The organism is Roseibium album (assembly GCF_965233825.1).
Taxonomy (GTDB): domain Bacteria; phylum Pseudomonadota; class Alphaproteobacteria; order Rhizobiales; family Stappiaceae; genus Roseibium; species Roseibium album.
The window spans coordinates 6910755-6935933 of the sequence record NZ_OZ247583.1 but is presented as its reverse complement, the minus strand read 5'-3'; the positions used below and the strand labels follow the sequence as shown (position 1 = coordinate 6935933).

The 25179-nt window shown below is 57.8% G+C and carries 23 protein-coding genes; 3 read left to right on the top strand and 20 right to left on the bottom strand.

Features of this window, described 5'->3' with window-relative positions:
- Positions 1-99: 99 nt before the first annotated feature.
- From ACO6TI_RS31825 to ACO6TI_RS31805, 5 genes are all read right to left on the bottom strand, one after another.
- Complete coding sequence (locus ACO6TI_RS31825) at positions 100-657, bottom strand: hypothetical protein (protein WP_055113499.1); 558 nt, start codon at positions 655-657, stop codon at positions 100-102.
- 237 nt (positions 658-894) lie between these two features.
- Complete coding sequence (locus ACO6TI_RS31820; RefSeq protein ID WP_422384095.1) at positions 895-1731, bottom strand: substrate-binding domain-containing protein; 837 nt, start codon at positions 1729-1731, stop codon at positions 895-897.
- Positions 1728-2546, bottom strand: coding sequence for an ATP-binding cassette domain-containing protein (locus ACO6TI_RS31815; RefSeq protein ID WP_422384094.1), 819 nt, complete (start codon positions 2544-2546; stop codon positions 1728-1730). The genes ACO6TI_RS31820 and ACO6TI_RS31815 overlap by 4 nt, the downstream gene beginning before the upstream one ends.
- The gene (locus ACO6TI_RS31810; protein WP_055113493.1) at positions 2539-3246 is read right to left on the bottom strand and encodes an ABC transporter permease; all 708 of its coding nucleotides are present in this window, start codon (positions 3244-3246) and stop codon (positions 2539-2541) included. Before ACO6TI_RS31810 ends, ACO6TI_RS31815 begins: the two co-directional genes overlap by 8 nt.
- 266 nt (positions 3247-3512) lie before the next feature.
- The gene (locus tag ACO6TI_RS31805; RefSeq protein WP_196917635.1) at positions 3513-3899 is read right to left on the bottom strand and encodes a carboxymuconolactone decarboxylase family protein; all 387 of its coding nucleotides are present in this window, start codon (positions 3897-3899) and stop codon (positions 3513-3515) included.
- A 315-nt stretch (positions 3900-4214) separates the two neighbouring features.
- On the opposite strand from ACO6TI_RS31805, the gene ACO6TI_RS31800 reads away from it, so the two are divergent.
- Positions 4215-5456, top strand: coding sequence for a glycoside hydrolase family 3 protein (locus ACO6TI_RS31800; protein WP_282047647.1), 1242 nt, complete (start codon positions 4215-4217; stop codon positions 5454-5456).
- Here the strand turns inward: ACO6TI_RS31800 and ACO6TI_RS31795 are convergent.
- From ACO6TI_RS31795 to hutI, 7 genes are all read right to left on the bottom strand, one after another.
- Entirely contained in the window at positions 5450-7000 is a 1551-nt protein-coding gene (locus tag ACO6TI_RS31795; protein WP_196896787.1) for a TRAP transporter large permease subunit, read from the bottom strand. The genes ACO6TI_RS31800 and ACO6TI_RS31795 overlap by 7 nt on opposite strands.
- Positions 6997-7500, bottom strand: a complete 504-nt coding sequence (locus ACO6TI_RS31790; RefSeq protein WP_055113484.1) for a TRAP transporter small permease subunit — start codon at positions 7498-7500, stop codon at positions 6997-6999. The genes ACO6TI_RS31795 and ACO6TI_RS31790 overlap by 4 nt, the downstream gene beginning before the upstream one ends.
- A 401-nt stretch (positions 7501-7901) precedes the next feature.
- Positions 7902-9002: a TRAP transporter substrate-binding protein gene (locus tag ACO6TI_RS31785; protein WP_055113482.1), complete on the bottom strand. Its 1101-nt coding sequence runs from the start codon at positions 9000-9002 to the stop codon at positions 7902-7904.
- Positions 9003-9054: 52 nt separating this feature from the next.
- Positions 9055-10728, bottom strand: a complete 1674-nt coding sequence (hutU, locus tag ACO6TI_RS31780) for a urocanate hydratase (protein ID WP_196896786.1) — start codon at positions 10726-10728, stop codon at positions 9055-9057.
- A complete protein-coding gene (gene hutG, locus ACO6TI_RS31775; RefSeq protein ID WP_422384093.1) occupies positions 10721-11554 on the bottom strand; it encodes an N-formylglutamate deformylase in 834 nt (277 codons plus the stop codon). Before hutG ends, hutU begins: the two co-directional genes overlap by 8 nt.
- Positions 11541-13097, bottom strand: a complete 1557-nt coding sequence (hutH, locus tag ACO6TI_RS31770) for a histidine ammonia-lyase (protein ID WP_196896785.1) — start codon at positions 13095-13097, stop codon at positions 11541-11543. The genes hutG and hutH overlap by 14 nt, the downstream gene beginning before the upstream one ends.
- Positions 13094-14299 carry an imidazolonepropionase gene (gene hutI, locus ACO6TI_RS31765; RefSeq protein ID WP_422384092.1) on the bottom strand — a complete coding sequence of 402 codons (1206 nt, stop codon included), beginning with the start codon at positions 14297-14299 and terminating at the stop codon, positions 13094-13096. Before hutI ends, hutH begins: the two co-directional genes overlap by 4 nt.
- Positions 14300-14379: 80 nt before the next feature.
- Here hutI and ACO6TI_RS31760 point away from each other — a divergent pair, with 80 nt between their 5' ends.
- Together ACO6TI_RS31760 and ACO6TI_RS31755 are read left to right on the top strand one after the other, a co-directional pair.
- On the top strand, positions 14380-15759 hold the full coding sequence (locus tag ACO6TI_RS31760; protein WP_422384091.1) for a formimidoylglutamate deiminase: 1380 nt from the start codon (positions 14380-14382) through the stop codon (positions 15757-15759).
- Positions 15760-15768: 9 nt separating this feature from the next.
- On the top strand, positions 15769-16470 hold the full coding sequence (locus tag ACO6TI_RS31755; protein ID WP_422384090.1) for a GntR family transcriptional regulator: 702 nt from the start codon (positions 15769-15771) through the stop codon (positions 16468-16470).
- Between the two features lie 448 nt (positions 16471-16918).
- Here the strand turns inward: ACO6TI_RS31755 and ACO6TI_RS31750 are convergent, their stop codons facing one another.
- The 8 genes from ACO6TI_RS31750 to ACO6TI_RS31715 form a co-directional block, all read right to left on the bottom strand.
- Positions 16919-17521 (bottom strand): TlpA disulfide reductase family protein, encoded by a 603-nt coding sequence (locus ACO6TI_RS31750; protein WP_209018535.1) that lies wholly within the window; start codon positions 17519-17521, stop codon positions 16919-16921.
- 148 nt (positions 17522-17669) lie between these two features.
- Positions 17670-19139: a mannitol dehydrogenase family protein gene (locus ACO6TI_RS31745; protein WP_055113462.1), complete on the bottom strand. Its 1470-nt coding sequence runs from the start codon at positions 19137-19139 to the stop codon at positions 17670-17672.
- A gap of 3 nt (positions 19140-19142) precedes the next feature.
- On the bottom strand, positions 19143-19916 hold the full coding sequence (locus ACO6TI_RS31740) for an L-iditol 2-dehydrogenase (protein ID WP_422384089.1): 774 nt from the start codon (positions 19914-19916) through the stop codon (positions 19143-19145).
- Positions 19913-20917 (bottom strand): ABC transporter ATP-binding protein, encoded by a 1005-nt coding sequence (locus tag ACO6TI_RS31735; RefSeq protein ID WP_055113457.1) that lies wholly within the window; start codon positions 20915-20917, stop codon positions 19913-19915. Before ACO6TI_RS31735 ends, ACO6TI_RS31740 begins: the two co-directional genes overlap by 4 nt.
- Before the next feature lie 11 nt (positions 20918-20928).
- The gene (locus ACO6TI_RS31730; RefSeq protein ID WP_422384088.1) at positions 20929-21759 is read right to left on the bottom strand and encodes a carbohydrate ABC transporter permease; all 831 of its coding nucleotides are present in this window, start codon (positions 21757-21759) and stop codon (positions 20929-20931) included.
- A gap of 12 nt (positions 21760-21771) precedes the next feature.
- Positions 21772-22638 carry a carbohydrate ABC transporter permease gene (locus ACO6TI_RS31725; RefSeq protein ID WP_055113453.1) on the bottom strand — a complete coding sequence of 289 codons (867 nt, stop codon included), beginning with the start codon at positions 22636-22638 and terminating at the stop codon, positions 21772-21774.
- 118 nt (positions 22639-22756) lie between these two features.
- Positions 22757-24061 carry an ABC transporter substrate-binding protein gene (locus ACO6TI_RS31720; protein ID WP_055113451.1) on the bottom strand — a complete coding sequence of 435 codons (1305 nt, stop codon included), beginning with the start codon at positions 24059-24061 and terminating at the stop codon, positions 22757-22759.
- A gap of 85 nt (positions 24062-24146) precedes the next feature.
- Positions 24147-25178, bottom strand: coding sequence for a LacI family DNA-binding transcriptional regulator (locus ACO6TI_RS31715; protein ID WP_055114243.1), 1032 nt, complete (start codon positions 25176-25178; stop codon positions 24147-24149).
- Position 25179: the final 1 nt, after the last annotated feature.

Sequence of the window (25179 nt, the reverse complement as noted above, 5' to 3'; positions counted from 1 at the left end):
CGGCAAAACGGGGCCCCGAAATAGCCGCCATGAGGTGAGTGATATCAGATTTGAAATCCTGTCGAAAAGTTGCATTGCGCATTTCAGGAGCACCCGCGCCTACATCATCGCGCCCAGGGATTTCTCGGTGAACACCCGGATGTAGTCTCCAGGTGAAGAGCCGGCCCAGAATACCCAAAGTCGATGCGGGTCCTGCCCATCGACCCATACCCTGTCTCCCGGCTCAAGTCCCCGCAGTTCCGTGCTTATGTAGTTCACGCTGTTGTTTGCGAGAAAATCGGTCGCTGCCATCGTGTCCTGAAAGGCTGCAATCCCCAATACCGGCGCATCGAAATCGACGTATCCGTAGTGAACACCGGCCAGGCTGTCGAAGAAGACATAGTGACTTGCAACAGTCTCGCCTTGCGCGATGACGCCATTGTCACCACCGAAGTCGACGCGGATCGGTTCCGTGAGGAGAATGTTCTGGTCCTCGTCGAAGGCATAAAGATTGTCGGTATTGAAATTGTCGGCGCCGACATCGAAGGGCACGTTCGTGTCCAGCAGGACAAATCTACCGTTGCCACGTTGGTCGACAATCTCACCACCAAGAACAACGGCCATTGACGGAGTTGCCAGAACAAGTGCCAGCAACGCTGGAATGAGCCGGTGCAGCATGTTTCGCTCCAATATGTTGGGGAAGCACCATGCAGTATCTTCTTGTTTCCAAACAATCACAGCTCGATAACAGTCTCGTGTGCGAACCTGGCCGCGCCCAGGCCAAACCATGTGCAACGTCATCCCGGAGCCGGATCACCGAATGGATCTGGTGTGACCCGGCCCGGTTTTTCTGCTTCAGGCGATCAGCGAAAAAGACTGCTGTTGCCCCGGCACACCGTCCCTGCTTTCTGCAACTCAGCTCGAACCGTCATTCGCATTTGGAAAGAACAGCTGCTGGCCGTCGACCTTGTAGCCGGCGATGGCCTGTTGGCCTTCCCTGGACAAGAGCCAGTCGATGAAGGTCTGTGCCATTTCCGCCTTCACATGCGGATGGATTTTGGGATTGACGAGGATCACGCCGTACTGATTGAACATCCTGGGGTCACCTTCGACCAGAATTTGGTGGCTGCCCTTGTTGCCGAATGCGATCCAGGTGGCGCGGTCGGTCATGATGTAGGCATCCATGCCAATTCCGGTGTTCAGTGTCGCCCCCATTCCGGAACCGGTCTCGCGGTACCAGCTGCCGGACTCCGCTCCCGCGTCGATGTCTGCTGCTTTCCAGAGACGAAGTTCCGCCTTGTGCGTGCCGCTGTCGTCACCTCGTGATGCAAACGGTGCCGCGCCTTTCGCAATTGCCTTCAGCGCTGCGACAACGTCCCGTCCACCAGCAATGCCGGCCGGGTCAGCATCGGGGCCGACTATCACGAAATCGTTGTACATCACATCTGCACGGGACACGCCCAGGCCGTCGGTAACGAATTTTTCTTCCGACGGTTTGGAGTGCACCAGGAGAACATCACCATCCCCGTTGGCTGCATTCCTGATTGCCTGACCGGTTCCCACGGCGACGACCCGGACTTCAATTCCGCTCTTTTCCTGGAATTCCGGCAGGATTTCGTCGAACAGACCGGAATTCTGGGTTGAGGTTGTTGACTGGACGACAATGAACCTGTCTTCCCCACTCGCAGACTGGACGGTTGCGCCCCCAATCAGGGCGGCTGCTAGGATTGCCGTGAAAAAGCGTCTGTTCAAAAGGTCCTCCTGGAACGGTCGTTGATGGATCTGGTGTTGGCTCCGAGATAAAGCCGCCCGTCTTGCCAGGCACGGGCAGGTTCGCTCCGCGGCGCACCGAGGACCTGGCTGGCCGGGCCTGCTTCGGCGACGCAGCCGTCCTGGAGGAAGATGACGTCTTGCCCCAGTCGTTTTGCCTGTCCCGAATCATGGGTGACGAGCACGATCGTGACGCCACGTGCATTTGCCTCCAGAATGAGGGTTTCGATAGCTGCCGTGGATGCCGGGTCGAGATTTGCCGTGGGTTCGTCCAGAAACAGAATGTCCGGTTCGCAGGCGAGCGCCCGGACAACCGCAAGACGTTGCTGCTCTCCGCCGGACAGAACGCGCGCCGGTTGTTTGGCGAGATGAGACAGTCCGGCAGCAGTCAGCGCCATGTCGATTTTTTCGGCGCGTTCGGCGCCGCGCAGACCGCGTACGGAGAGGGCGAACTTCAGATTTGCGAGGACGGAGCGGCGCAGCAGAACCGGGCGCTGGAACACCATCGCCTGCGCGCGCATTGCCTGTTTCGTCAGGGGTGAGCCCTGCCAGAGAACATCGCCTTGCGCTGGTTTGAGCAGCCCGTGGAGCAGCCGCAGGAGCAAGCTTTTTCCAGCGCCATTGGGGCCCATGACGAGTGTGCGTGCGCCTTTACGGATCGAGACATCGATGCCGCACAAAAGCCGTTGACCACCTGCTTCAAAGACGAGGTTGCTGGCTTCAAGGAGCATTTCATCCCTGGCAATCGGACGATAGCCGGATGGAGCGGCGGGCATGTCGAATATGGCGTCACGCATAGGCAGCTCTCACGGCAGAGGCCCTCAGGGCCATGACACATGCATTCACGGAAAATGCGATCAACAGGAGAATGACACCAAGTGCGAGTGCAAGCTGCAGGTTCCCCTTGGAGGTTTCCAGCGCGATTGTCGTGGTCATCACGCGGGTGACATGATTGATGTTGCCGCCGACGATAAGGACGGCACCGACTTCGGCGACAGCACGGCCGAAGCCGGCCAGGGTCACTGTCAAAAGGCTGTAGCGGGCGTCCCACAGGAGCGACAGCAGTCGGTCCAGGGCGCCTACACCGAGCGAAGCGAACTGTTCTGCATATTCACGATCAATGTCCTCGACAACCTGACGGGTGAGGGCGGCGACGATCGGCATCACGATAATCATCTGGGCAATTATCATTGCGCCTGGAGTGTAGAGCAGGCGGAGCGGGCCAAGCGGTCCTGACGCGGAAAGAAGAAGATAGACGACCAGGCCAACCACAACGGGGGGCAAGCCCATGAGGGCATTCAGGATCACCGCCAGCAAAGTGCGCCCCGGAAATCGGAAGGCGCCGACTGCCGCGCCAAGAGGCAATCCGATCAGGCAGGCAAACAGGACAGCCGTAAGCGTGACCCGCATGGAAAGGCCGATGATTTCCAAAAGATCCGGATCGAGTGCGAAAACAAGGGCAAAGGCCCCGCCCAGCACGCTCCAGAAACTGTCCATTCCTGCGTTTCCTCCCGACTGTTGGGAAAAAATAACGTAAAATGCACAAAAAACCAAATGTCTATCGATGTTTTGGTACGAAAAAAAACGCGGCAACCCGGACAGGTGCAGTGAATTGGCCGTTTTCTGGTATTTCGTGCTGTCATTACGCGCGCTCCAATATGCTTCCCCGGCCTTGAAGCGGGGTCACATCTGAACACCCGAAGATGCCGTTTCCGGCCCGGGTCCGGAATTGCAGAGGACACGCGCGGGATCGGCATGGAAAATCACTTCCGGTTCGGGTCCTGTTCCTCCAGCACTTTCTTTGCGACCCGGAAGCACTCGAGTGCTTGCGGGACGCCGCAGTAGATTCCAACCACATGAATGATCGCGCGGATTTCCTCCCTGGTGACGCCATTGTTGATTGCGCCGCGGCAGTGAATTTCCCACTCGGTCATCTTGCCGAGCGCGCCGATCATGGCGAGATTCATCATGGAGCGGGTCTTGGCGTCAATCACGTCATCGCCCCAGCCGAACCCCCAGCACCAGGCGGTCATGGCCTCCTGAAAGGGGCGAGTAAACTCGTCCGCCTTGGCCAGGTTGTTCTCGACATACTCGGCTCCGAGCGTTGCCTTTCGTTGTTCCAGTCCCTTTTCGAACAGATCCTGATCCATCTCTTACCTCAGCTTGATCGCAACATTCTTGGTTTGTACGTTGTTGAACAAAGCCTGTCGTCACTCGGCGCGTCAACAGAGCTAACCTTACTCGCGCAAAATCGAGTTATCCCTGATCGTCGCGCCTTTCACGCATCCTGCGTGGTATTCGGCGCGCTCGAAACATCAAGCGGCAGCTCTGTTTTGAAGCTGTGTCCCAGGGTCGGTTCGTCCGCTTTGCGGGTCTGAATGGAAGCAATGTGATTTTCATGTGAAATCACAGGTTCGTGCCTTATTTACTGCCTGAGGCGTGTCGTCGAGAGCTCGGAGGGCCAAATGAGGGTGCCACACCGATTTTTAGCAGCAATTGTCTATTCGTTTCTGTTGATTGTTAGCGGTCCCGGTGAAACGCGAGCGGAAACCGTTGAGAACGTTGTCCGGGCTGAAGACACCGCTACATTGCAGGAAAAGATCGGCCAGATGATTCTGGTCGGGTTTTTGGGAAACACGGTCGATCGAGCGGGCTTCAAGCAGGTCCGGGCGCAAATGGAAAGCGGCGAAATCGGCGGGGTTCTCTATCTCGGACGGAATTTGAAGAACCGGCAGAGCGTGCGGCGGATGAATGCGGAGCTGAGGGAAGCTGCGCAAACCCATCTGCCGCCTTTGATTGCGATCGACCAGGAAGGCGGGAAAGTGCAGCGTTTGAAGCGGCATCACGGCTTTCCGCATACACCAGCTGCAAAACGAATGGCGCGTCGGGGGAACCTGTCCGAAGCGGCAAAGACCTACGGAGCGCTTGCCAGTGAACTTGCAGACTGGGGTTTCACGCTCAATCTCGGACCCGTCGTCGATGTTGATGTCAACCCACGCAATCCGATTATCGGGCGGCTGGGACGGTCCTATTCCTCAGATCCGGACCGTGTTGCAGACTACGGAGCAGCTTTTGTTTCTGCCCACAGGCATCATGGTGTTCTGACCGCGTTGAAACACTTTCCTGGGCATGGTTCGAGCCGACGAGATAGCCACAAGGGCGCAGTCGACGTATCGGCTACCTGGTCATCGGATGAGTTGGAACCTTTTCGGCAACTGATCGACGATGCAAATGTCGACCTGATCATGACAGCCCATGTCATCAACCGGTCGATTGAAAGTGTCCATGAGGATGTACCCATGTCTCTTTCAGAGACAGCGCTGGTGGAAGTTCTGCGAAACGATCTTGGGTTTGACGGCGTTGTTATTTCAGATGACATCCAGATGGATGCCATCAGATGGAACTTCTCGCTGGAAGAGGCCGTCTTACGGGCTGTTCAAGCACAAACCGACATCCTGCTCTTTGCCAACGACAAGCGGCCTGACCCGAGAATTCCTGAAAAGGTTGCAAAGATTCTCCTTGAGGCAGCCGAAAATGATCCGCTTCTGGTTCGGAAAATCGATGCGGCCTATGGCCGGATACTGACCCTGAAAGATCGTCTGCGTGAATCACATGATTCCCGGACATCCGTTTCACGGATGCCGGACAGCAGGTTGTCGGCGATCGCGCCCGGCGAGCACCTTTGTCTGCTCTCACCGGATCAGTAAAGCGAACGCGGCAACCAGGTTGCGAGGATCGGGAACAGCCACAAGATGGCCACTGCGATGATCTGAAGCCCTATGAAGGGCACCACTCCACGATAGATCTGGCCTGTGGTGATTTCCTTGGGCGCAGCGCCGCGCAGGTAGAACAGCGAAAAGCCGAACGGTGGCGTCAGGAACGATGTCTGGAGATTGATCGCGATCAGGACAGTCAGCCAGATCGGGTCAATCCCCATCAGGATGAGTGGCGGGATTAGCACCGGCAGGAGGATTACCGAGATTTCGACGAAGTCGAGGAAGAAGCCGAGGACGAAGACAAACAGCATTGCAAAGATCAACGCACCGGTTGCTCCGCCAGGCATTTCATTCAGGATGGCATGCACCCTGTCTTCGCCGCCAAGGCCGACAAAGACGAGTGAAAAGAAACTCGCCATGAGGATGGTGGCGAAAATCATTGATGTGACCGTGAGGGTCGACAGGAGGGAGGCCTTCAAGAGACCGTCTGCAAATGCTGCCAGCAGGATGCGGACCACAACGCCGACGGCGAAGATGGCAAGACCCGCATAGACTGCCGCAAGCAGATATCCAACGGGTGTGACGTCGGATCGTTGCAGACGGACCGGCATAAGTGTTGCGACAACTGCAAGGACGAGCAAAGCGAGCGTTGCCAGTACAATCAGCTTCGTGGAAACGCCAAGTCGGCGCCCAGCAAGAAGAATTGCGCCGACTGCGCCGACGGATGCGGCTTCGTTCGGAGAGGCGATGCCACCGAGTATAGAACCCAGAACAGCGATGATCAGCAGAATTGGTGGAACAATGGCGGCGGCGATTTCCTTGCCGGAGGGCCGGTCGACATTTTCGTTCATGGCCGGGGCATCACCCGGAAAGAGCCTGGCCCGGGCCAGGACATAGACGCAATAGACGACAACCAGCAGCAGGCCGGGGACCATGGCGGCGGCAAAGGTCTGACCCACGGATATGGTCTCTATCGTGAATTTTCCTTGTGCGTATTGCGCCTGCTGGAAGGCATTCGACATAACGTCGGCAAGGATAATCAAGAGGGTCGATGGCGGGATGATCTGGCCGAGCGTTCCGGCGGTGCAGACCATTCCGGAGGCGAGTTTCGGATCATAGCCATTCCGCAGCATGGTCGGTAGGGCAATAAGCCCCATCGCAACGACGGTTGCGCCGACAATGCCGGTAGAGGCCGCAAGCAGTGCTCCGACGAGTATGACGGAGACGCCGAGACCGCCGTTCATCCGCCCGAAAAGGCGTCCCATGGTCTCCAGCAGTTCTTCGGCAATCCGGCTCTTTTCCAGAATGACTCCCATCAGGACGAAAAGCGGAATTGCAGTCAGAACGGGATTGACGAGGACGCCAAAGAACCTTTGGCCCATCGCTCCCATGAGTTGGATATTGAAGTCTCCGAGCACCCAGCCGAGAAGGGCAAATCCCGTGGCAACTCCGGCTATCGTGAAAGCCACCGGATAACCGAGCAGAATGAAGGCGATCAGCGCTCCGAACATGATGAGGTCGAGTGGCAGGCTCATGCACGGGCACCCCTCAGCTTCGCAATGTCACGGATGAAGGCCGCAACGCCCTGGATGAGCAAAAGCACGCAGTAAGCCGGAATGAGGGATTTGAGCAGATAGGAGGCCGGAATGCCGCCGACGGATATCGGACCTTCCAGGATCGCCCAACTACCGCGCACATAGGGCCAGGAAAACCAGATCAGCACGATGAGAGCGGGCGTGAGCAGGAAAAGGTGACCGAACAGGTCGATCCATGCCTGGGTCCGTTCGGTGCATTTGGCGTAGAAGATATCTACCCTGACATGGGCATTGACGAGAAATGTATAACCTGCACCGAGCATGAAGAGGGCTGCGTGGAAGTAAAGGACACCCTCATCCAGAAAAATGTAGCTGTAGCCAAAGACATATCGCAGGAGCACGATCACGAATTGCAGGAGCATCATGGCAAGCGCTGCCCAGCACAGCGTATTGCCTATGAGAGAATTGACGCGCTCCAGCACGTCCGCGAGTTTTAGCATTGCGGTTTGTCCTGCCCCTGTTGTTGCCTGATCTCTTAATGCTACGTCATCGCAGAGCAGGTCTCTGCAATCGGTGCCGTCACCATGCCGCGATTCCAATGCGGAGTGGAAGCGGAATGGATCCCGTGGTCAAGCCGGAGGATGACCCTGGAAGGGGGTGGTTTCCAGTCGCTTGTTTCTGTCATGCCGGCATAACCATTCGGGCCCGGGTTTCGAAACCATCGCCCTGTCTTGTCATCCCGGACGGAGCAAAGCGGCGATCCGGTACGCCGCCAGGCTCATCTTTCTTTTCAAAGTTCACGGCTACTGGATCCCAGCCTTCACAGGGACGACAAAGGGTGTTTCGAGGGGCCTTTTGGAGGTCCCTCGGAACTTTGGAAAAGAGCCGTTGGAACAGCAACCTAGTCGTACTTGTAGTCCAGCAGCCGTGCGTTCATCTGGCCGTTGTCGGCATACGGCATGTATTCATGCATCAGCGCACGGTAGGCGAGGAAACTTTCCGTGATACGCTTGACCAGTTCGTCATCGCTGGAACGAAGATCCGTGATGACTTCACCAGCCGCGTTGCCCATGGCCACGATGACTTCGTCCGGCAACTTGCGCACCATCACGTCATGCTCGTTGACCAATTGGGTCAGGGCCTGAGCGTGCTTGGTGTTGTATTCGGTCAGGACATCGTTGTAGAGGCTGGCACAGGCGTGCGAGACGGCAGCCTTCAGGTCGTCCGGTAGATCATTGTAGGCTTCCAGATTGACCGCACACTCTTCCGCGGAAGACGGCTCACCGACGCCAGGCCAGTAGTAGTTCTTGGCAATCTGGTAGTAGCCGAGTGCGCTGTCGGTCCATGGCCCGATGAATTCACCTGCATCGAGTGCGCCGGATTGAAGCGCCTGGAACATGGCAGGACCGCTCATGGCCTGAACCGCCATGCCGAGCTTGGAACACATTTCGGAGGCCAGACCTGTCGACCGGAACTTCAGGCCTTTCAGGTCGTCGACACTGTTGATTTCGGTGCGGAACCAGCCTGCCCATTGTGGACCGGAGTTGCCGCAGAGGAATGGTTTCAGGTTGAACCCGCCATAGATCTCGTCGTAAAGCGCCTGGCCACCGCCGTGGATCAGCCATCCAGCCTGTTCGGGCGCTGTCAGACCAAAAGGCTGGGATCCGAACAGAAGGATACCCTTTGACTTGGAACCCCAGTAGGCCGGTACGGCGTGGTAAAGCTCCGCTGTGCCCTGACCGACCGCGTCGAAGACACCGTTGCCTGGAACAATCTCGCCGGCTGCAAAGAGTTTAACCTCGATGCGTCCACCGGACAGAGCCGTGATGCGGTCCGCAAGCATCTGGGCCGCGACACCGGGACCTGGCAGGTTTTTCGGCCAGGCAGTGACCATGCGCCACTGGCGGACGTCCTGGGCAATCGCCGGAGCGGCGAGCGCTGTTGCTGCCGCGGCGGCAGCGGTTCCGGTTGCACCGGCTTTGAGAAAATCACGTCTTTTCATGCTAATTCCCCTCAGTTCAAATTCGTCGGTTCAGAGCGTCCTGCCATGTTCGTTACTTGCCCAAAATGCCCGGCAGGTTGAGCCCCTGTTCTTTCGCGCAGTCCAGCGCGATCTCGTAGCCGGCGTCGGCGTGACGCATCACACCAGTCGCCGGGTCGTTCCAAAGCACGCGGCCGATCCGCCTGTCGGCATCTTCGGTACCGTCGCAGCAGATGACCATGCCCGAATGTTGCGAAAATCCCATGCCGACACCACCGCCATGATGCAGCGATACCCAGGTCGCACCGGATGCGGTGTTGAGCAGTGCGTTCAACAAAGGCCAGTCCGAAACAGCATCGGATCCGTCCTGCATCGCCTCGGTTTCGCGGTTGGGAGATGCGACAGATCCTGAATCCAGATGGTCGCGTCCGATCACGATCGGCGCTTTCAACTCGCCGCTGCGAACCATCTCGTTGAAGGCAAGACCGAGCCGGTGCCGCTGGCCGAGACCGACCCAGCAGATGCGCGCCGGCAGACCCTGGAAAGAAATTCGCTCTCGCGCCAGGTCGAGCCAGTTGTGCAGATGCGGATCGTCCGGAATCAATTCCTTCACCTTGGCGTCGGTCTTGTAGATGTCCTCCGGATCGCCGGAAAGAGCGCACCAGCGGAAGGGACCGATACCGCGGCAGAACAGCGGACGGATATAGGCTGGGACAAAGCCAGGGAATGCGAACGCGTTTTCAAAACCCTCTTCCAGAGCCACCTGGCGAATGTTGTTGCCATAGTCGAGGGTCGGTACTCCGGCATTCCAGAAATCAACCATTGCCTCGACATGGACCCGCATGGAGGCGCGCGCGGCCTTTTCGACAGCCTTGGGATCTGTCTCCGATTTTGCGCGCCATTCGGCCACTGTCCAACCCTGCGGCAGGTATCCGTTTACCGGGTCATGCGCCGACGTCTGATCTGTGACGATATCGGGTTTCACGCCGCGTCTGACCAGTTCGGGAAAGACGTCCGCAGCATTGCCGATCAGGGCTACGGACTTCGCTTCGCCTGCCTTGGTCCAGCGGTCGATCAGTTCCAGCGCTTCATCCAGTGAATGGGTCTTTTCGTCCACGTATTGCGTGCGCAGCCGGAAATCGGCACTCTTTTCATCACATTCGACCGCCAGGCAGCAAGCGCCCGCCATGACCGCAGCAAGCGGCTGTGCGCCGCCCATGCCCCCCAGGCCACCGGTCAGAATCCAACGCCCTTTCAGGTTGCCGTCGTAGTGCTGCCGTCCGGCTTCCATGAATGTTTCGTAAGTGCCCTGAACGATGCCCTGCGTGCCGATATAGATCCAGGATCCGGCCGTCATCTGACCGTACATGGCAAGACCCATCTTATCCAACTCGTGGAAATGGTCCCAGTTCGCCCAGTTCGGCACCAGATTGGAATTGGCGATCAATACGCGCGGGGCGTCCTTGTGGGTTCTGAAAATGCCGACCGGCTTTCCGGACTGGACAAGCAGTGTTTCGTCTTCGTCAAGCTGCTTCAGGCTGGCGACAATACGGTCGAAGTCATCCCATGTACGGGCTGCCCGACCGATGCCGCCATATACGACGAGCTCGTGCGGGTTTTCCGCGACGTCCGGATGAAGATTGTTCATCAGCATGCGCAGCGGAGCCTCGGTCAGCCAGGACCTTGCATTCAGTTCCGTCCCGGTCGGCGGATAAACATCGCGCGCATTGTGTCGGCGATCATTCATGATGCGCTCCCTCGATCTTTGAATTCTGGTCGGCAAGCACCGGTGCTATGGCCTCAAGTGCCGCGAGGATGTCTTTGAGGTGGGAACGAAGCCTGCGTGCCTTGTCCGCGTCGTAGTCAAAGGGCAGATCTTCGGTTGCCAGATGGGTCTTTTGAGCCAGTTCCATCTGAATGGCGTGAAAGCCCTCCGACGGGCGGCCATAGTGACGTGTTGTCCAGCCGCCTTTGAACCGTCCATTGAGAACGGCGGAATACCCGTCCGCGTTTCTGGTGCGATCAAAAACAGCGGTTTCGAATTCCGGCGCACAGGTCACGCCATTATTCGTGCCCGTGTTGAAATCCGCCAGCGTTCCCTCAAAGAGAAACGGTACGACCGAACGTATGGAATGACAGTCATAGAGAATGGCGACACCGTGTTTTGCCCGGACACGCTCAAGTTCGGCACGCAGGGCTGCGTGATAAGGCGCGTGCCAGGCAAGGCGTCTGGATTCGATCTCGCCGGCGTTCGGTTCCTGGCCTTCGTGATAGATCGGCTTGCCGTCAAAGTCGGTTGTCGGGCAAAGGGTCGTGGTGTTCTGGCCGGGGTAGAGGCTGACGCCCTCAGGGTCCCGGTTGGCGTCGATCACATACCTATGGAAATTGGCGCGCACCATTGTGGCACCGGGCAGGAGATCTGAATAGAGACGGTCAACATGCCAGTCGGTATCGGCACGCTTTTGTCCCAGTGAATTCAGCCGTTCCAGGATATCTTCCGGTATGTAGGTTCCCGAGTGGGGCACACCGAGAACGAGCGGGCCGTCGCCCCGTGTGACGTCAAGCGGCTGCATGGTGCGTTCCCAGCTTTATCATGTGCTCGCCCGAGACCGTCGACACCAGTGCCCGGGACCGAACAAGGTCTGCTGCCGTTTCCAGATCTGGCGCGAGATAGCGGTCTTCGCTCAGGGCTGGAATTTCCGCCCGCAGCTTGGCGATGACCGACAGAAGTAACGGGCTGGTTCTGAGCGGTGCCCTGTGTTCGATGCCCTCGACCGCACACAGGATCTCGACGCCCAGGATATGTGACAGGTTCGCGTTCATCCGGCCAAGGCGACGGGCCCCATGCGCTGCCATGGAGACGTGATCTTCCTGATTGGCGCTGGTGGGCGTTGAGTCTGTCGAGCAGGGATTGGCAAGATGCTTGTTCTCGCTCATCAGGGCCGCGGTGGTGACCTCTGCGATCATCATGCCGGAGTTGAGGCCGGGATCCCTTGCAAGGAACGGCGGCAGGTCGAAGGACAGGGTCGGGTCGACCATCAGCGCAACGCGTCTTTGTGCAATTGCTCCGAGTTCGGCAACCGCTAGCGCGAGTTGATCAGCGGCGAAAGCGACGGGCTCCGCATGGAAGTTACCGCCTGATACGATCCTGTCGGCATCGATCAGAACGAGGGGATTGTCCGTTGCCGCATTGGCTTCGACTTCAAGCGTCATTGCCGCCATGCGCATCAGGTCCACGCAGGCTCCTGCGACCTGAGGCTGGCAGCGGATGCAGTAAGGGTCCTGGACGCGGGTGTCGCCTTCCCGGTGACTTTCCCTGATTTCCGATCCGGACATGATGTCCCGCATTGTTCTTGCGACTTCTATCTGTCCGCGGTGGCCACGCAGTTCGTGAATTTCGGCAAGCAGTGGAGCCGTTGACCCCATGATCGCATCGGTGGAAAGACTTGCAGTGACGAGCGTGGCCTCCGCGAGGCGCCAGGCATCGAAAAGACCCGTCAGCGCGCAAGCGGTCGAAAATTGTGTGCCGTTGATGAGGCCGAGGCCTTCCTTTGGGCCGAGTACGACAGGCGAAAGCCCCGCGCTTTCAAGCGCTTTGCCGCCCGGCATCCGCTCACCGTCCAGCACTGCTTCGCCTTCTCCGATCATGACCGCCGTCATGTGGGCGAGAGGGGCGAGGTCGCCGGAAGCGCCAACGGAACCCTGGGAGGGGATAACCGGCGTCACGCCATTTTGGAGACAATCCTCGATCAGCTGCAGGACTTCGAACCTCACCCCGGAGGCCCCGCGCCCCAGCGAGAGAAGTTTCAGCACCATCATCAGCCTGGTCGTCGTGCGGTCAAGCGCTTCGCCAACACCGCAGCAATGCGACAGGATCAGATTGCGTTGAAGGGTCTCCGTGTCCTCAGCCGCGATCTTGACGCTGGCAAGCTTTCCGAACCCGGTGTTGACGCCATAGACGGCCTCAACGCCCCGAGCCGCCTTCGCCACGCGTTCAGATGCCTGCCTGATTGAAGCTTCGGCAGACCGGTCAACGCGAACGGGCAGTTCTTCCCGGTAGATGCGTTCCAGATCGGCAAGGGTCACGGACCCCGGTGTCAGCGTGAGGGTGCTCATTCAGAGCCTCCAAAAATACGGTCATGAAGCGCGTTGAAACCGATGCGGTAGCTGAGTTCGGCAGGATGACCGACATTCCAGACGTTCAGGTCCGCGCGTTTTCCAACTTCCAGCGTTCCCTGGTCGTCAAGGCCGAGGGCCCTTGCAGCCTCGCGTGTCACGCCTGCCAGGGCTTCTTCCGGTGTCATGCGGAACAACGTGCAGCCCATGTTCAGGGTGAGGAGAATTGAGGCAAGCGGCGAAGACCCGGGATTGCAATCGGTCGCGAGCGCAATTGGCACCTTTTCCTGCCGCAGGAGGTCCAGGGGAGGTTGCCGGGTTTCGCGCAGCGTGTAGAAAGCTCCAGGCAGAAGCACGGCAACGCTGCCGCTTTCGGCGAGCGCCTTTGCTCCGGCCTCGTCCAGGTACTCCAGGTGATCAGCCGAGAGTGCACCGTACGAAGCGGCGAGCGCGGCCCCGCCCAGATTTGAAAGTTGTTCGGCGTGCAGCTTGACCGGAAGACCCAGCCTTCGCGCCTTGTCGAAGACCCGGTCAATCTGTTTGGGCGAAAAGGCAATTCCCTCGCAAAATCCGTCGACCGCATCGACCAGTCCCTCTGCGTTGGCAGCTTCAAGTGCCGGCAGGCAGACTTCATCGATATAGGCATCCGGACGATTTTTGAATTCCGCTGGAACGGCATGTGCACCGAGAAAACTCGTCCGGACGTGAACGGGCCTGACGCTGCCGATCTTTCTTGCAACGCGCAACATGCGCAATTCAGTGTCCAGGTCGAGGCCATAACCCGACTTGATTTCAAGCGCGGTGACACCCTCGGCGATCAGGGCATCGACCCGGATCAGGGCCTGGTCCAGCAAGTCTTCTTCGCTGGCTGAACGTGTCGCCTTGACTGTCGAGACAATGCCGCCACCGGCTCTCGCGACTTCCTCGTAGGTGGCGCCTTCGAGCCGCATTTCGAATTCTCGTGCGCGATTGCCGCCGAAAACGACATGCGTGTGACAATCGATCAGGCCGGGTGTTACCAGGCGTCCGGCGAGATCCTGCCGTTCCCAGTTCTGATAAGCAGCAGGAAGATCTGCCACTTTGCCGATCCATGCGATCTTGCCGCCGTCCAGCGCCAGGATACCTTCTTCGATCAAGCCATAAGGTGTGCCGATGTTAGCAAGTGTTGCCAGGCTGGCGTTGATCAGGAGGCGCTGGGACAAGAACCATCTCCGGCTTGATTAGATTGCGTTATAAGATAATATGCATGCACATATTAATGTGTCAACGAAGGAAGCACAGTATGTCGGCAGTCCCTGGAGCAGGTGTTTTTGCGCAGAAGGCACTTTTGCCCGATGGATGGGCGGAAAATGTCGCCGTAACTGTTTCAGACGAAGGAAGAATAATTTCGGTCGAGCGAGATGCCGAACCTTCCGGACAAACCGTTGGTATTCTGCTTCCAGCGCCCGTGAACCTGCACAGCCATGCGTTTCAGCGTGCGATGGCCGGCATGAGCGAGCGACGAGGGCAGAACGCGCGCGACAGTTTCTGGACCTGGCGCCAAATCATGTTCCGATTCCTTGATACCCTGACGCCGGAGGATGTCGAGGCGATTTCCGCCTTCGTGCAGATGGAAATGCTTGAGGCCGGCTATGCCGCTGTCGGCGAGTTCCACTATCTCCATCACCAGCCTGGCGGCACACCTTATGAAAACCTTGCCGAGTTGTCCGAACGCATCATCTGCGCAGCGTCCGAAACAGGGATCGGATTGACCCATCTGCCGGTGCTTTATCAGTATGGCGGCTGTGACAAACGCGGACTTGCCGCGGGACAGATCCGCTTCGGAAACGATTTCGACCGATTTGCAAAGCTTCGCGAGAAATCCGAAACGGCGATCAAATCGCTGCCGGATGACGCCGTTCTCGGGGTTGCGCCGCATTCCCTGCGCGCGGTCGACGAGGAAGGTCTCAGGGATGCGGTAGCCCTGGCTGGCCAGAGACCGGTTCACATGCACCTTGCCGAGCAGGTTGCCGAAGTGGACGAGGTGCAGGAAGTCAGGGGCAAACGGCCTGTTGAATGGCTATTGGAAAACCAGGACGTTTCTCAAAACTGGTGCCTGATCCATTGCACGCAGATGACGCCTCGCGAAACCACTGATCTGGCGAAATCGGGAGCTGTTGCCGGTCTCTGCCCGATAACAGAGTCGAGCCTCGGTGATGGTATCTTCGACGGTGTCCGCTTTTTGCAGAACGATGGCCGGTTCGGTGTTGGATCGGATTCAAACATCCGCATCTCTCTTTCAGAGGAACTCCGGACACTTGAGTATTCCCAACGCTTGCGGGACAAGTGCCGGGCATCGGTTGCAACACCGGAAAAGTCCACCGGACGCATTCTTTTCGACGGAGCCGTTGCAGGCGGTGCGCAGGCTGCCGGGCGGTTGTCGGGAATGATCTCCGCGGGTTGTCTTGCCGATTTCCTTGTCCTTGACGCGAACGCGATCGATCTTGAAGGACGCGACGGTGATGAAATTCTGGATACCTACATTTTCGCGGGCGATGACCGACTTGTTTCCGATGTCTGGTCCGCCGGGCGGCATGTTGTTCGAGACGGAAAACATGTAAAAGGCAACGCTATCCGCGCGAAATACCGGGCTACGATGGCGTCGCTGCGAGACAGAATGTAAGGAAATGACTTGACGCTGACGGACACGAATTCCTGGACAGGTATCCGTGAAGTGCTGCTGCGCCGGATACACAACCGGATCTGGCAACCGGGGGAGCTGATACCTCACGAAGCCGATCTGGCAGAGGAATTCGGTTGCGCCCGCACCACCGTAAACCGCGCCCTGCGGGACCTGGCTGAGAGCGGTCTTGTCATCAGGAAGCGCCGCGCAGGAACGCGGGTCGCCATCAATCCGCCCCAGCGGGCGACGTTGACCATTCCGATCATCCGGGAAGAAGTGGAGTCGCTTGGCCGGTCCTATCGGCATTCGGTTCTGGAACGGAACCTTCGAGCCTTGCCACCCATGCTGCATGGCGCTTTTCAGGTGTCGCTGAGCGAAGACGTTCTGTTTCTCAAGACGCTGCACTTTTCTGACGAGCGTCCCTATGCGTTCGAAGAGCGTCATATCAATCTCGACGCGGCCCCCGATGCGCGCGATTTGGCATTCAACGAGATCAGCGCCAACGAGTGGCTGGTTCACAATGCGCCCTACACCCACGGAGACCTGTCATTTTTCGCCGTGAATTCCGATGAAACCCTTTGCCGCAAGCTGGACGCAACAACGGGAACGGCCCTGTTTGCGATGGAACGCATAACCTGGGCGGGCGAAATGCCGATTACCCATGTGCGACTGATCTTCGCGCCCGGATATCGGATGCGGACGGAAATCTAGCGGACGACCATGTCGTCAGATCAGTCTGACTGTTTGCCTGCTCGCATGTCGGATTGCGCTGACCGGGCAATGCGGTCATGACGTTGACTGCAACCGGTCTCCCGGCAGTCCTGACTAATACCAAGCTCAAGAAATAAGAACCTATCTGATGGCGCTGTTCCGGTTTGCCGGCAAGACGCTTTGTGCAGGACGGCCGGGTTGGCCGCTCAAACAAGGCAACGCCGTCCGGAGAGCCGGAACAGGCCACCGAAGGCCAAGTTTAAAGGCTGTTCTGCCGCGTCGCAGGTTTTGGACGATAACCCATATCGACCTGCAACCTGCTTCTTGCCGAACAGCCTTCAAACCCGGTCAGATCGGTTCTTCTTTCTTGAGCTTGGTATAAGGAGACCGGATCAGCAACAACATCAACAAAACAAGCTGGCGCCAGGCTTCAGAACCCCGGCTGATTTCAGGTCGTCCCGCCAACGGCTCTGATCCCGGAAACCATTTCCGGTGCATCCCAGACCCGTTCACCGATTGCGCCCAAGGCAACCTTGCCCTGCGGATCGATAATGTAGGTTACCGGCAAGCCGCGCAAAAACCACTTGGCCGGCATTTCCTTGTCGTTGTCGAGGAGAATGGACATGCCATCATGTTCGATTTCACCGAGGAACGCCTCGATCTTGTCCTGCCTGTCGCCGATGTTTACGGCCAGAACGGCGTAGTCATCGGTGCCGAGCTGCTGACCGAGGCGGGCCAGTGTCGGCATTTCCTTCCGGCAAGGCGGACACCAGGTAGCCCAGAAGGAAACAACCACCGTCTTGCCGCGGTAATCTTCAAGTTGATGGACCTTGCCGGCAAGGTCAGGGATGTTGAGTTCCGCGTCGACAGTGAAGGCCGGTTCTGCCAGGCCAAGGCTACGGAAATCGGTCTCCTGTGCAAAGGCGGGAGTGCCCGCGACTGCTACTGCAGCACTTCCCACCAGTATTTCCCGTCGGTTCAACCTGATCATGTCGGCACCCTGCGTTTGAATTGGCAACTCTCCAACGGCGATGCGTTTTCCAGAACGCATCGCCGCCGGTTGCCTCACAGGTAATCCGTCCGGGCGCGATCGCAACTACACGGATATTCAAATTCAGGCGATGGGAGCACGTCTTCAAGGCCTTCCTGTCGAAAATGCCTTTCGATCAGGATGATATGATGTGCGAATTCGAAGGCTCTTACGGCCCGGAAACATAATCGGCAAGCGTGTCGGTGACCCCCAGCCTCTGCAGTTTATCGGCGGCTTTTTCAAACTCCGCGAGAAAAACCGTATTGGTGGCAAGTGGACCGAAGAGTTCGGGCCAGACTGTCGCCGTACTGTCAGAAAATGCACTCTTTGCCCACGCTTTGAGGCTGTCGGCATTTTCGTCCTCAAGCAGGATTTCCCGTCCAGCCTCATCGCTGCCAAGGCAATACCGGCACCACAGTGCGGTTTCCAGCGCCAGACCGCTAATGTTCAGGCTGTTGTCCAGCCGATCCAGGATCACCGGAAGGATGAATTTCGGCTGCCGGTTCGATCCGTCCAGACACAGCCGTGAAATCGTGTCACCGACCGCCGCGTTCGAAAACCGATCCATGACCGTTGCCAGATAGGTCTGAAAGCTGACCCCCGGAATTTCGGGAACAGTGGGCAGGATTTCTTCCGATTCGAGTTTGTTCAGATAGGCTCGGATGAGCGGGTCGGTCATGGCCTCATGAACAAAATGGTGGCCGCGCAAGGCACCGACATAGGCAATCGCCGCGTGACCGCCGTTCAAGATTCGCAATTTCATGAGCTCGTAGGGTGCGACATCGCTCACGAATTCGACGCCAACCTTTTCCAGAGCGGGCCGGCCGGATGGAAAATTGTCTTCCAGAACCCATTGCCTGAACGGTTCGCAGACGACAGGAGCGGCATCTTCTATGTCGAAGGTTTCGCGGATGAGAGCTCTTTCGCGCTCTCCCGTCGCAGGTGTGATGCAATCCACCATGCCGCTCGGAAAAGCCACGTTTTCTTCGATCCAGTCAGCTTGTTTAGCCGAAACGGCTCGCGCATAGCCAACAACTGCCTGTCTTGCCATGAGGCCGTTTTCCGGCAGGTTGTCACAGGACATGACCGTAAATGGGGCCATTTGCGTGGCTCTTCTTCGAGCGAGTGCAGCATAAAGCACGCCGAAGACTGTCGATGGTTTCTCCGGATTTTCAAGATCCGCCAGTATTTCTGGATGCGATACATCGAAGCCGCCAGTGGTCGGATCGACAAAATATCCGCCTTCCGTAATGGTCAGCGATACGATTCGGATGTCTGGTTGACAAAGTCTGTCGATCAGGGCGGGTGGATCAACGTCGACAAAGTCGATCATCGATGCGCATACCTGAGCGCTCAAGCCTCCCGGATCAAGTTCGACGACGGTGGTGAGCCAGTCCTGCGGATGCAGGCGGTCACGCATTGCCCTGTCGTAAGGCATGAGACCTGCACCCACGATCGCCCAGTCGAGGCCTTCACCGCGTTCGAACAATCGGTTCAAGTAAACAGCCTGATGCGCGCGGTGGAAGTTTCCGACCCCGATATGCAGGATGCCGGCGGATAGGGTCGACCGGTCGAAAGCCGGAGTTGCAATGGTGTCCGGAAGGGTGGAGAGCACAGTCATGTCCAGTTTTTTTGTCATTGGTCAGCTCATCCAGTTGCCACCGTCGACATTGTAGGTCTGGGCCAGGATGTAGTCGGCATCTGCAGAAGCCAGGAACACGGCCATGCCAGTCAGGTCTTCTGCGGTTCCCATGCGTCCGAAGGGGACTGAATCGCCCACGGCTGCCTTTTTCTCGCCCGGTTCGAGCCCTTCGTACTTTGCAAAAAGGGCGTCTACTCCGTCCCAGTGTTCGCCGTCGACGACACCCGGTGCGATGGCATTGACGTTGATGCCATGCTGAATGAGATTGAGACCCGCCGATTGCGTGAGGCTGATGACAGCGGCCTTGGTCGCACAATAGATGCCAACCAATGCCTCACCCCTGCGACCCGCCTGGCTGGCCATGTTGATGATCTTGCCACCCTTGCCACGCCTGATCATCGATTTCGCTGCCGCCTGCATCATGAACAGGGTACCGGCAACATTGATTTCGAAAAGACGCTGGTAACTCTCGTGGGTGATTTCAACAATGGGAGCCAGGTCAAACAGGGCGGCGTTGTTGACCAGAATGTCGAGACCGCCTTGTTGCTCCTCAACGGTGGCAACGACACGGTCGATCGAGGCCTGATCCGTGACGTCGAGGTGTACCGCATACGCGGCGGGTCCGATTTCGGCGGCCGTTGCCTGCGCCCGCACCAGATCGATATCCGCTATGGCAACCGTCGCGCCCTCACGGATGTACCGTTCGGCAAAAGCCTTCCCGATACCGCGGGCAGAGCCGGTGATCAAAGCAGATTTCCCCTCAAGGCGCATCACGCAATCCTTAAACCCTGATTGTCGAAACGATGGATCTTCTCGGGATCCGGCGTCAGGTGGATCATGTCTCCGTGCCTGAAGGAAACCTCGCCGCTGGAGCGCACGGTGACAGGGTCTTCGATGCCTTCCACGTCGACATAAAGAAAGGTGTCGGAGCCGAGATGTTCGGAAACGCCGACCTTACCCTTCCACTTGCCGTCTGTCGGGGAGACGGAAATGTGTTCGGGTCGGACGCCGATGGTCGTCGCATCGTACTCGGACGAGAAGGCGCCCATCATGAAGTTCATTTTCGGTGACCCGATGAATCCGGCAACAAACCGGTTGCGGGGCGTGTGGTAAAGCTCCAGCGGTGACCCGACCTGCTCGATGATGCCTGCCTGCAGCACCACGATCTTGTCGGCCATGGTCATGGCCTCGACCTGATCGTGGGTGACGTAAATCATCGTGGTCTCGAGCGTCTGGTGAAGCTCGGAAATTTCCAGGCGCATGTTGACGCGCAAGGCTGCGTCGAGGTTGGAAAGCGGCTCGTCGAACAAAAAGGCGGCGGGTTCGCGAACAATTGCCCGGCCGATCGCAACCCTTTGGCGCTGGCCGCCGGAAAGCTGGCCAGGCCGCCGTTCCAGATAGTCCGTCAGGTTGAGCACGCTGGCGGCCGACTCGACCTTCTTGTCCTGCTCTGCCTTGTCGAGACCGGCCATTCTGAGCGGAAAGGCAATGTTCTTGCGCACAGACATATGCGGATAGAGCGCATAGGACTGGAACACCATCGCGAGACCGCGCTTGGCCGGGGGCACTTCCGTGGCATCCCTGCCATCGATGCTGATTTCTCCGCTGGAAGTGTCTTCCAGTCCGGCAATCAGGCGCAGGAGGGTGGACTTGCCGCAGCCGGATGGCCCGACAAAGACAACGAACTCACCATCTTCGATCTGAAGATCCAGCGGCGGAATCACCTGGACGTCGCCGAAGCTCTTGGTGATCTGTTTCAGTGTGATCTGACCCATGTCGGGAACTCCTATTTGACCGCGCCGAATGTCATGCCGCGCACAAGTTGTTTCTGGCTGAACCACCCAAGAATTAGGATGGGGGCAATCGCCATGGTCGAGGCAGCGCTCAGCTTGGCGTAAAACAGGCCTTCCGGGCTGGAATAACTGGCGATGAAGGCGGTGAGGGGAGCGGCTTTCGCTGCCGTCAGGTTCAAAGTCCAGAATGCCTCGTTCCACGCCAAAATGATGTTGAGAAGCAGCGTCGACGCAATTCCCGGAATGGCCATTGGCGTCAGGATGTAGAGGATCTCCTCCTTCAGCGTCGCACCATCCATGCGGGCTGCCTCCAGGATCTCGCCCGGAATTTCCTTGAAGTAGGTGTAGAGCATCCAGACAATGATCGGCAGGTTGATCAGCATGAGCACGATCGTCAGGCCGACGCGGGTGTCCAGCAGACCAAGCTCGATGAACACGAGATAGATCGGGTAGAGCACGCCGACTGCCGGCAACATCTTGGTCGACAGCATCCACATGAGTATGTCCTTCGTGCGTTTGGAAGGCACAAAAGCCATCGACCATGCCGCAGGGACCGCGATAATCAGGCCGAGCACCGTGGAACCACCGGCGATGATCACCGAGTTCCAGAGATAGCGCATGTAGTTGGAGCGCTCCTGAACGACAGCGTAGTTCTCCAATGTCCAGTCGAAGAAAAAGAACAGTGGTGGATCGTTGATCGCCTGAGCTTCCGTCTTGAAGCTGGTCAGGATCGTCCAGAGGATCGGGAAGAAGATCAAGAGACCTATCGCCCAGGCGGCTAGGGTATTGATCGTCTTGCGGCGGGTGGTAACAGAGCGAGCCATTTCTTTCCCTCCTCAAGTGTCCAGGTTTTTGCCGACGATGCGCATCAGGAAGATGGCAACGATATTGGCAAGAATGATTGCGTAGACACCGCCGGCCGATCCGAGGCCAACATTCTGGCTTTCCAGAACTCGCTGGTAGATCAGGTAGGTCAGGGTCCGGGTGCCGAAGGCGCCGCTGGTCGTCACGAAGATTTCCGCAAAGATCGCCAGCAGGAAGATCGTCTGGATCAGAACGACAATGGTGATGGCGCGCGACAGGTGCGGCAGAATGATAAAGGCGAAGCGTGAGAGCGGCGGCGCGCCATCCATTTCGGCGGCTTCCAGCTGTTCGCTGTCGAGGGACTGGATCGCTGTCAGCAGGATCAACGTGGCGAACGGTAACCATTGCCAGGAAACGATCAGGATGATCGAAAACAGCGACAGGTCACTCAACCATTCGATCGGCTGTGCTCCGAAGGCCTTCCACAGATGTGCAAACAGACCGTTCACGGGATCCATGAACATGTTCTTCCAGACGAGTGCGGAAACAGTCGGCATGACGAAGAACGGCGCGATTACGAGGATGCGGACAATGCCCTGGCCCCACATGGGCTGATCCAGAAGGATCGACAGCAACACACCGAATATGATCGTGATCAGCAGGACACCGCCGACAATGATCAATGTCGTTTGAACGCTTGGCCAGAAGGCGCTTGACGAAACGAACCGGACGTAGTTGTCGAAACCCACCCATCCGAGATCACCACCGCGTAGGGGCAGATATTTCTTGAACGAGAATATCAGGGTCATCGTGAGCGGGATAAGCATCCAGCCGAGCAGCAGAATGACTGCGGGAGCCATCATGAAGCGGGCTGCGGAACGGGAGTGCTGGGTTGCCATGGACACACCTTCTCTGTTGACGGCAGCGAAACTACCGCGGCGAACTGGGCGATGGGGTGCAGGTTAACAAAAAGGGAGGGCGGAGTTATTCCGCCCTCCCAGTCGGGGGAGGATTCCCTTAGTAGCCGGCGGCTTCCATTTCCTCGGCGGTATTCGCCTGGGCTTTGGCAAGCGCTTCGTCAACGGTCTGTTGTCCAGCAACCATTGCGGAGAATTCCTGTCCGGCAGCGGTGCCGATACCTGCCCATTCCGGGATCGCGACATACTGGATGCCGACATAGGGGACTGGCTTGACAGTCGGGCTGTCCGGATTGGCGGCGTTGATGCTTTCCAGCGTCATCGCGGCAAACGGAACTTTCTGGTACTCGGGATTCTGGTAGAGAGAGGTCCGAGCGCCCGGGGGCACGTTGGCCCAGCCTTCTTTCGAAGCAACCAGTTCAATGTAGTCCTTGGACGTTGCCCATTCGATGAACTGCTTGGCAGCTGCTTCTTTCTGGGTTCCGGCCGGAATTGCCAGTGCCCAGGCCCAGAGCCAGTTTGAACGCTTGTCGACACCCTCTTTGTTGGGTGCAAGCGCAAAACCGACCTTGTCGGCAACCGTGGAGTCGTCCGGGTTGGTTACAAAGGACGCAGCAACGGTTGCGTCAATCCACATGCCGCACTTGCCCTGCTGGAAAAGTGCCAGGTTTTCGTTGAACCCGTTGGTGGATGCGCCCGGAGGGCCGTAGGTCGTCAGGAGATTGTTGTAAAAGCTGACTGCTTCTTTCCACTCCGGTGTGTCGAGCTGCGGCTTCCAGTTCTCATCGAACCAACGTGCGCCGAAGGAATTGGCGACCGTGGTGATGAACGCCATGTTCTCACCCCAGCCGGCCTTGCCCCGGAGGCAGATGCCGTAGATCTCGTTGTCCTTGTCGGTCATTCCCTTGGCGGCAGCCTCGACATCACTCCATGTCGGTGCGTCAGGCATCGTCAGACCAGCTTTTTCCATCAGGTCCGTGCGATACATGATCATCGAGGATTCGCCGTAGAACGGGGCCGCATACAGGCTGCCGTCATGGCTGAGGCCGGCGCGCATCGCAGGCAAAATGTCGTCTGCGTCATAGCTTGCCGGCAAGTCGTCCAGCGACACGAGCCATTCATTGCCAGCCCAGATCGGCGTTTCGTACATGCCGATCGTCAGGACGTCGAACTGTCCGCCCTTTGCGGCGATGTCCTGAGTGACGCGCTGACGCAGAACGTTTTCCTCAAGAGTGACCCATTCAACGTCGTGACCGGTCTTCTTGGTGAAATCTTCCGTCAGACCCTGCATCCGGATCATGTCGCCGTTGTTAACGGTTGCGATGGTGATCGTTTCGGCGAAAGCGCCTGTGGTGGTAATCAAAGTAAGTGCTGTGACCGCACATAATGCGTTCTTCAAAGACATCCTATGTCCTCCCTGGCTTGGATGTTGACCAGAGCCTGAGCCATAAATTATCTGGCGTCAAGAGAAAATTTGCGCGCGTAAAATTTTAAGCTGACGCGCGCAGTATAAGTCGCGCTGCGAAAAGGGTTTCCTGGCGATCATTGAATGTGCCTCCGGCCTCGATAAGTTCGTTGAGCGTGCTGAAGGCATGGTTGGCAACTGAGTCATAGTCATGTGCGGCGGTGGTCAGAGAAGGGCAGGTAAACCGGGAGAACGGATGATCATCATGCGAGGCGACACGAAGAGCGCAGCCTTCGCCGCGGCCGACCCTGAAGCCCATTTCGTAGCAGGCAGACAAGAGGCCGATCGCGAGCCGGTCGTTGCTGCACAGTATGGTGTTCGTCGGGAAACCGCGAACTTCAAGGATACGCAATGCCCCTTGATGGCCGATCTCCTCGAAAGACCAGCCTTCACCTTCGACCTTTACGACGTGTGGCTCCAACCCCAGTTGGTCCATGGTCTCCAGATACGCCGCCCGGCGTTTGTTTGCATTCGGATTCGCCGGCGTCGTCATCTCGAAAAAACAGGGGGGTTCACCTGAACGCGTCAGATATTCGACAGTCTGAGAGACGAAGCTGAAATTGTCCGAGCCGACAAACGCTTCCCCGATGCCTTCGAGATTGCTGTCGAACAGAACAGTTGGGACATCCCTGCAAAACTTTTCGATTGAACCACGGTCCGAGGCCCGGCCCAAGGGGGCGAGAAGGACGCCGGCCGGCTTCAGGGAGCGCAAACTGCTGAGAATGTCGTTTTCCAGACTTTGCTGGCCGTGGGAGCTGAACAGAATTGGCCAATAACCGGCATCGATGCACCGGCGTTCGATATTTCGGGCAATTTCTGCGAAGAAGGGATCGGCAAGATAGGGCACCACAACGCCAATATTCTTTGTGAGGCGCCGATTCTGGTTGATTGCGAAAATATTCGGCCGAAAATCGTACCGTTCCAGGGCTTGCTCAATGCGGTCACGAGTCGTCTGGCGAACACTTTCCGGGTCATTGAAGTATTTCGAAACAGTCGGCCTGGAGATGCCGCTTACCGAGGCGAATTCTTCCATGTTCTTGATTTTTCGATCTGCCATA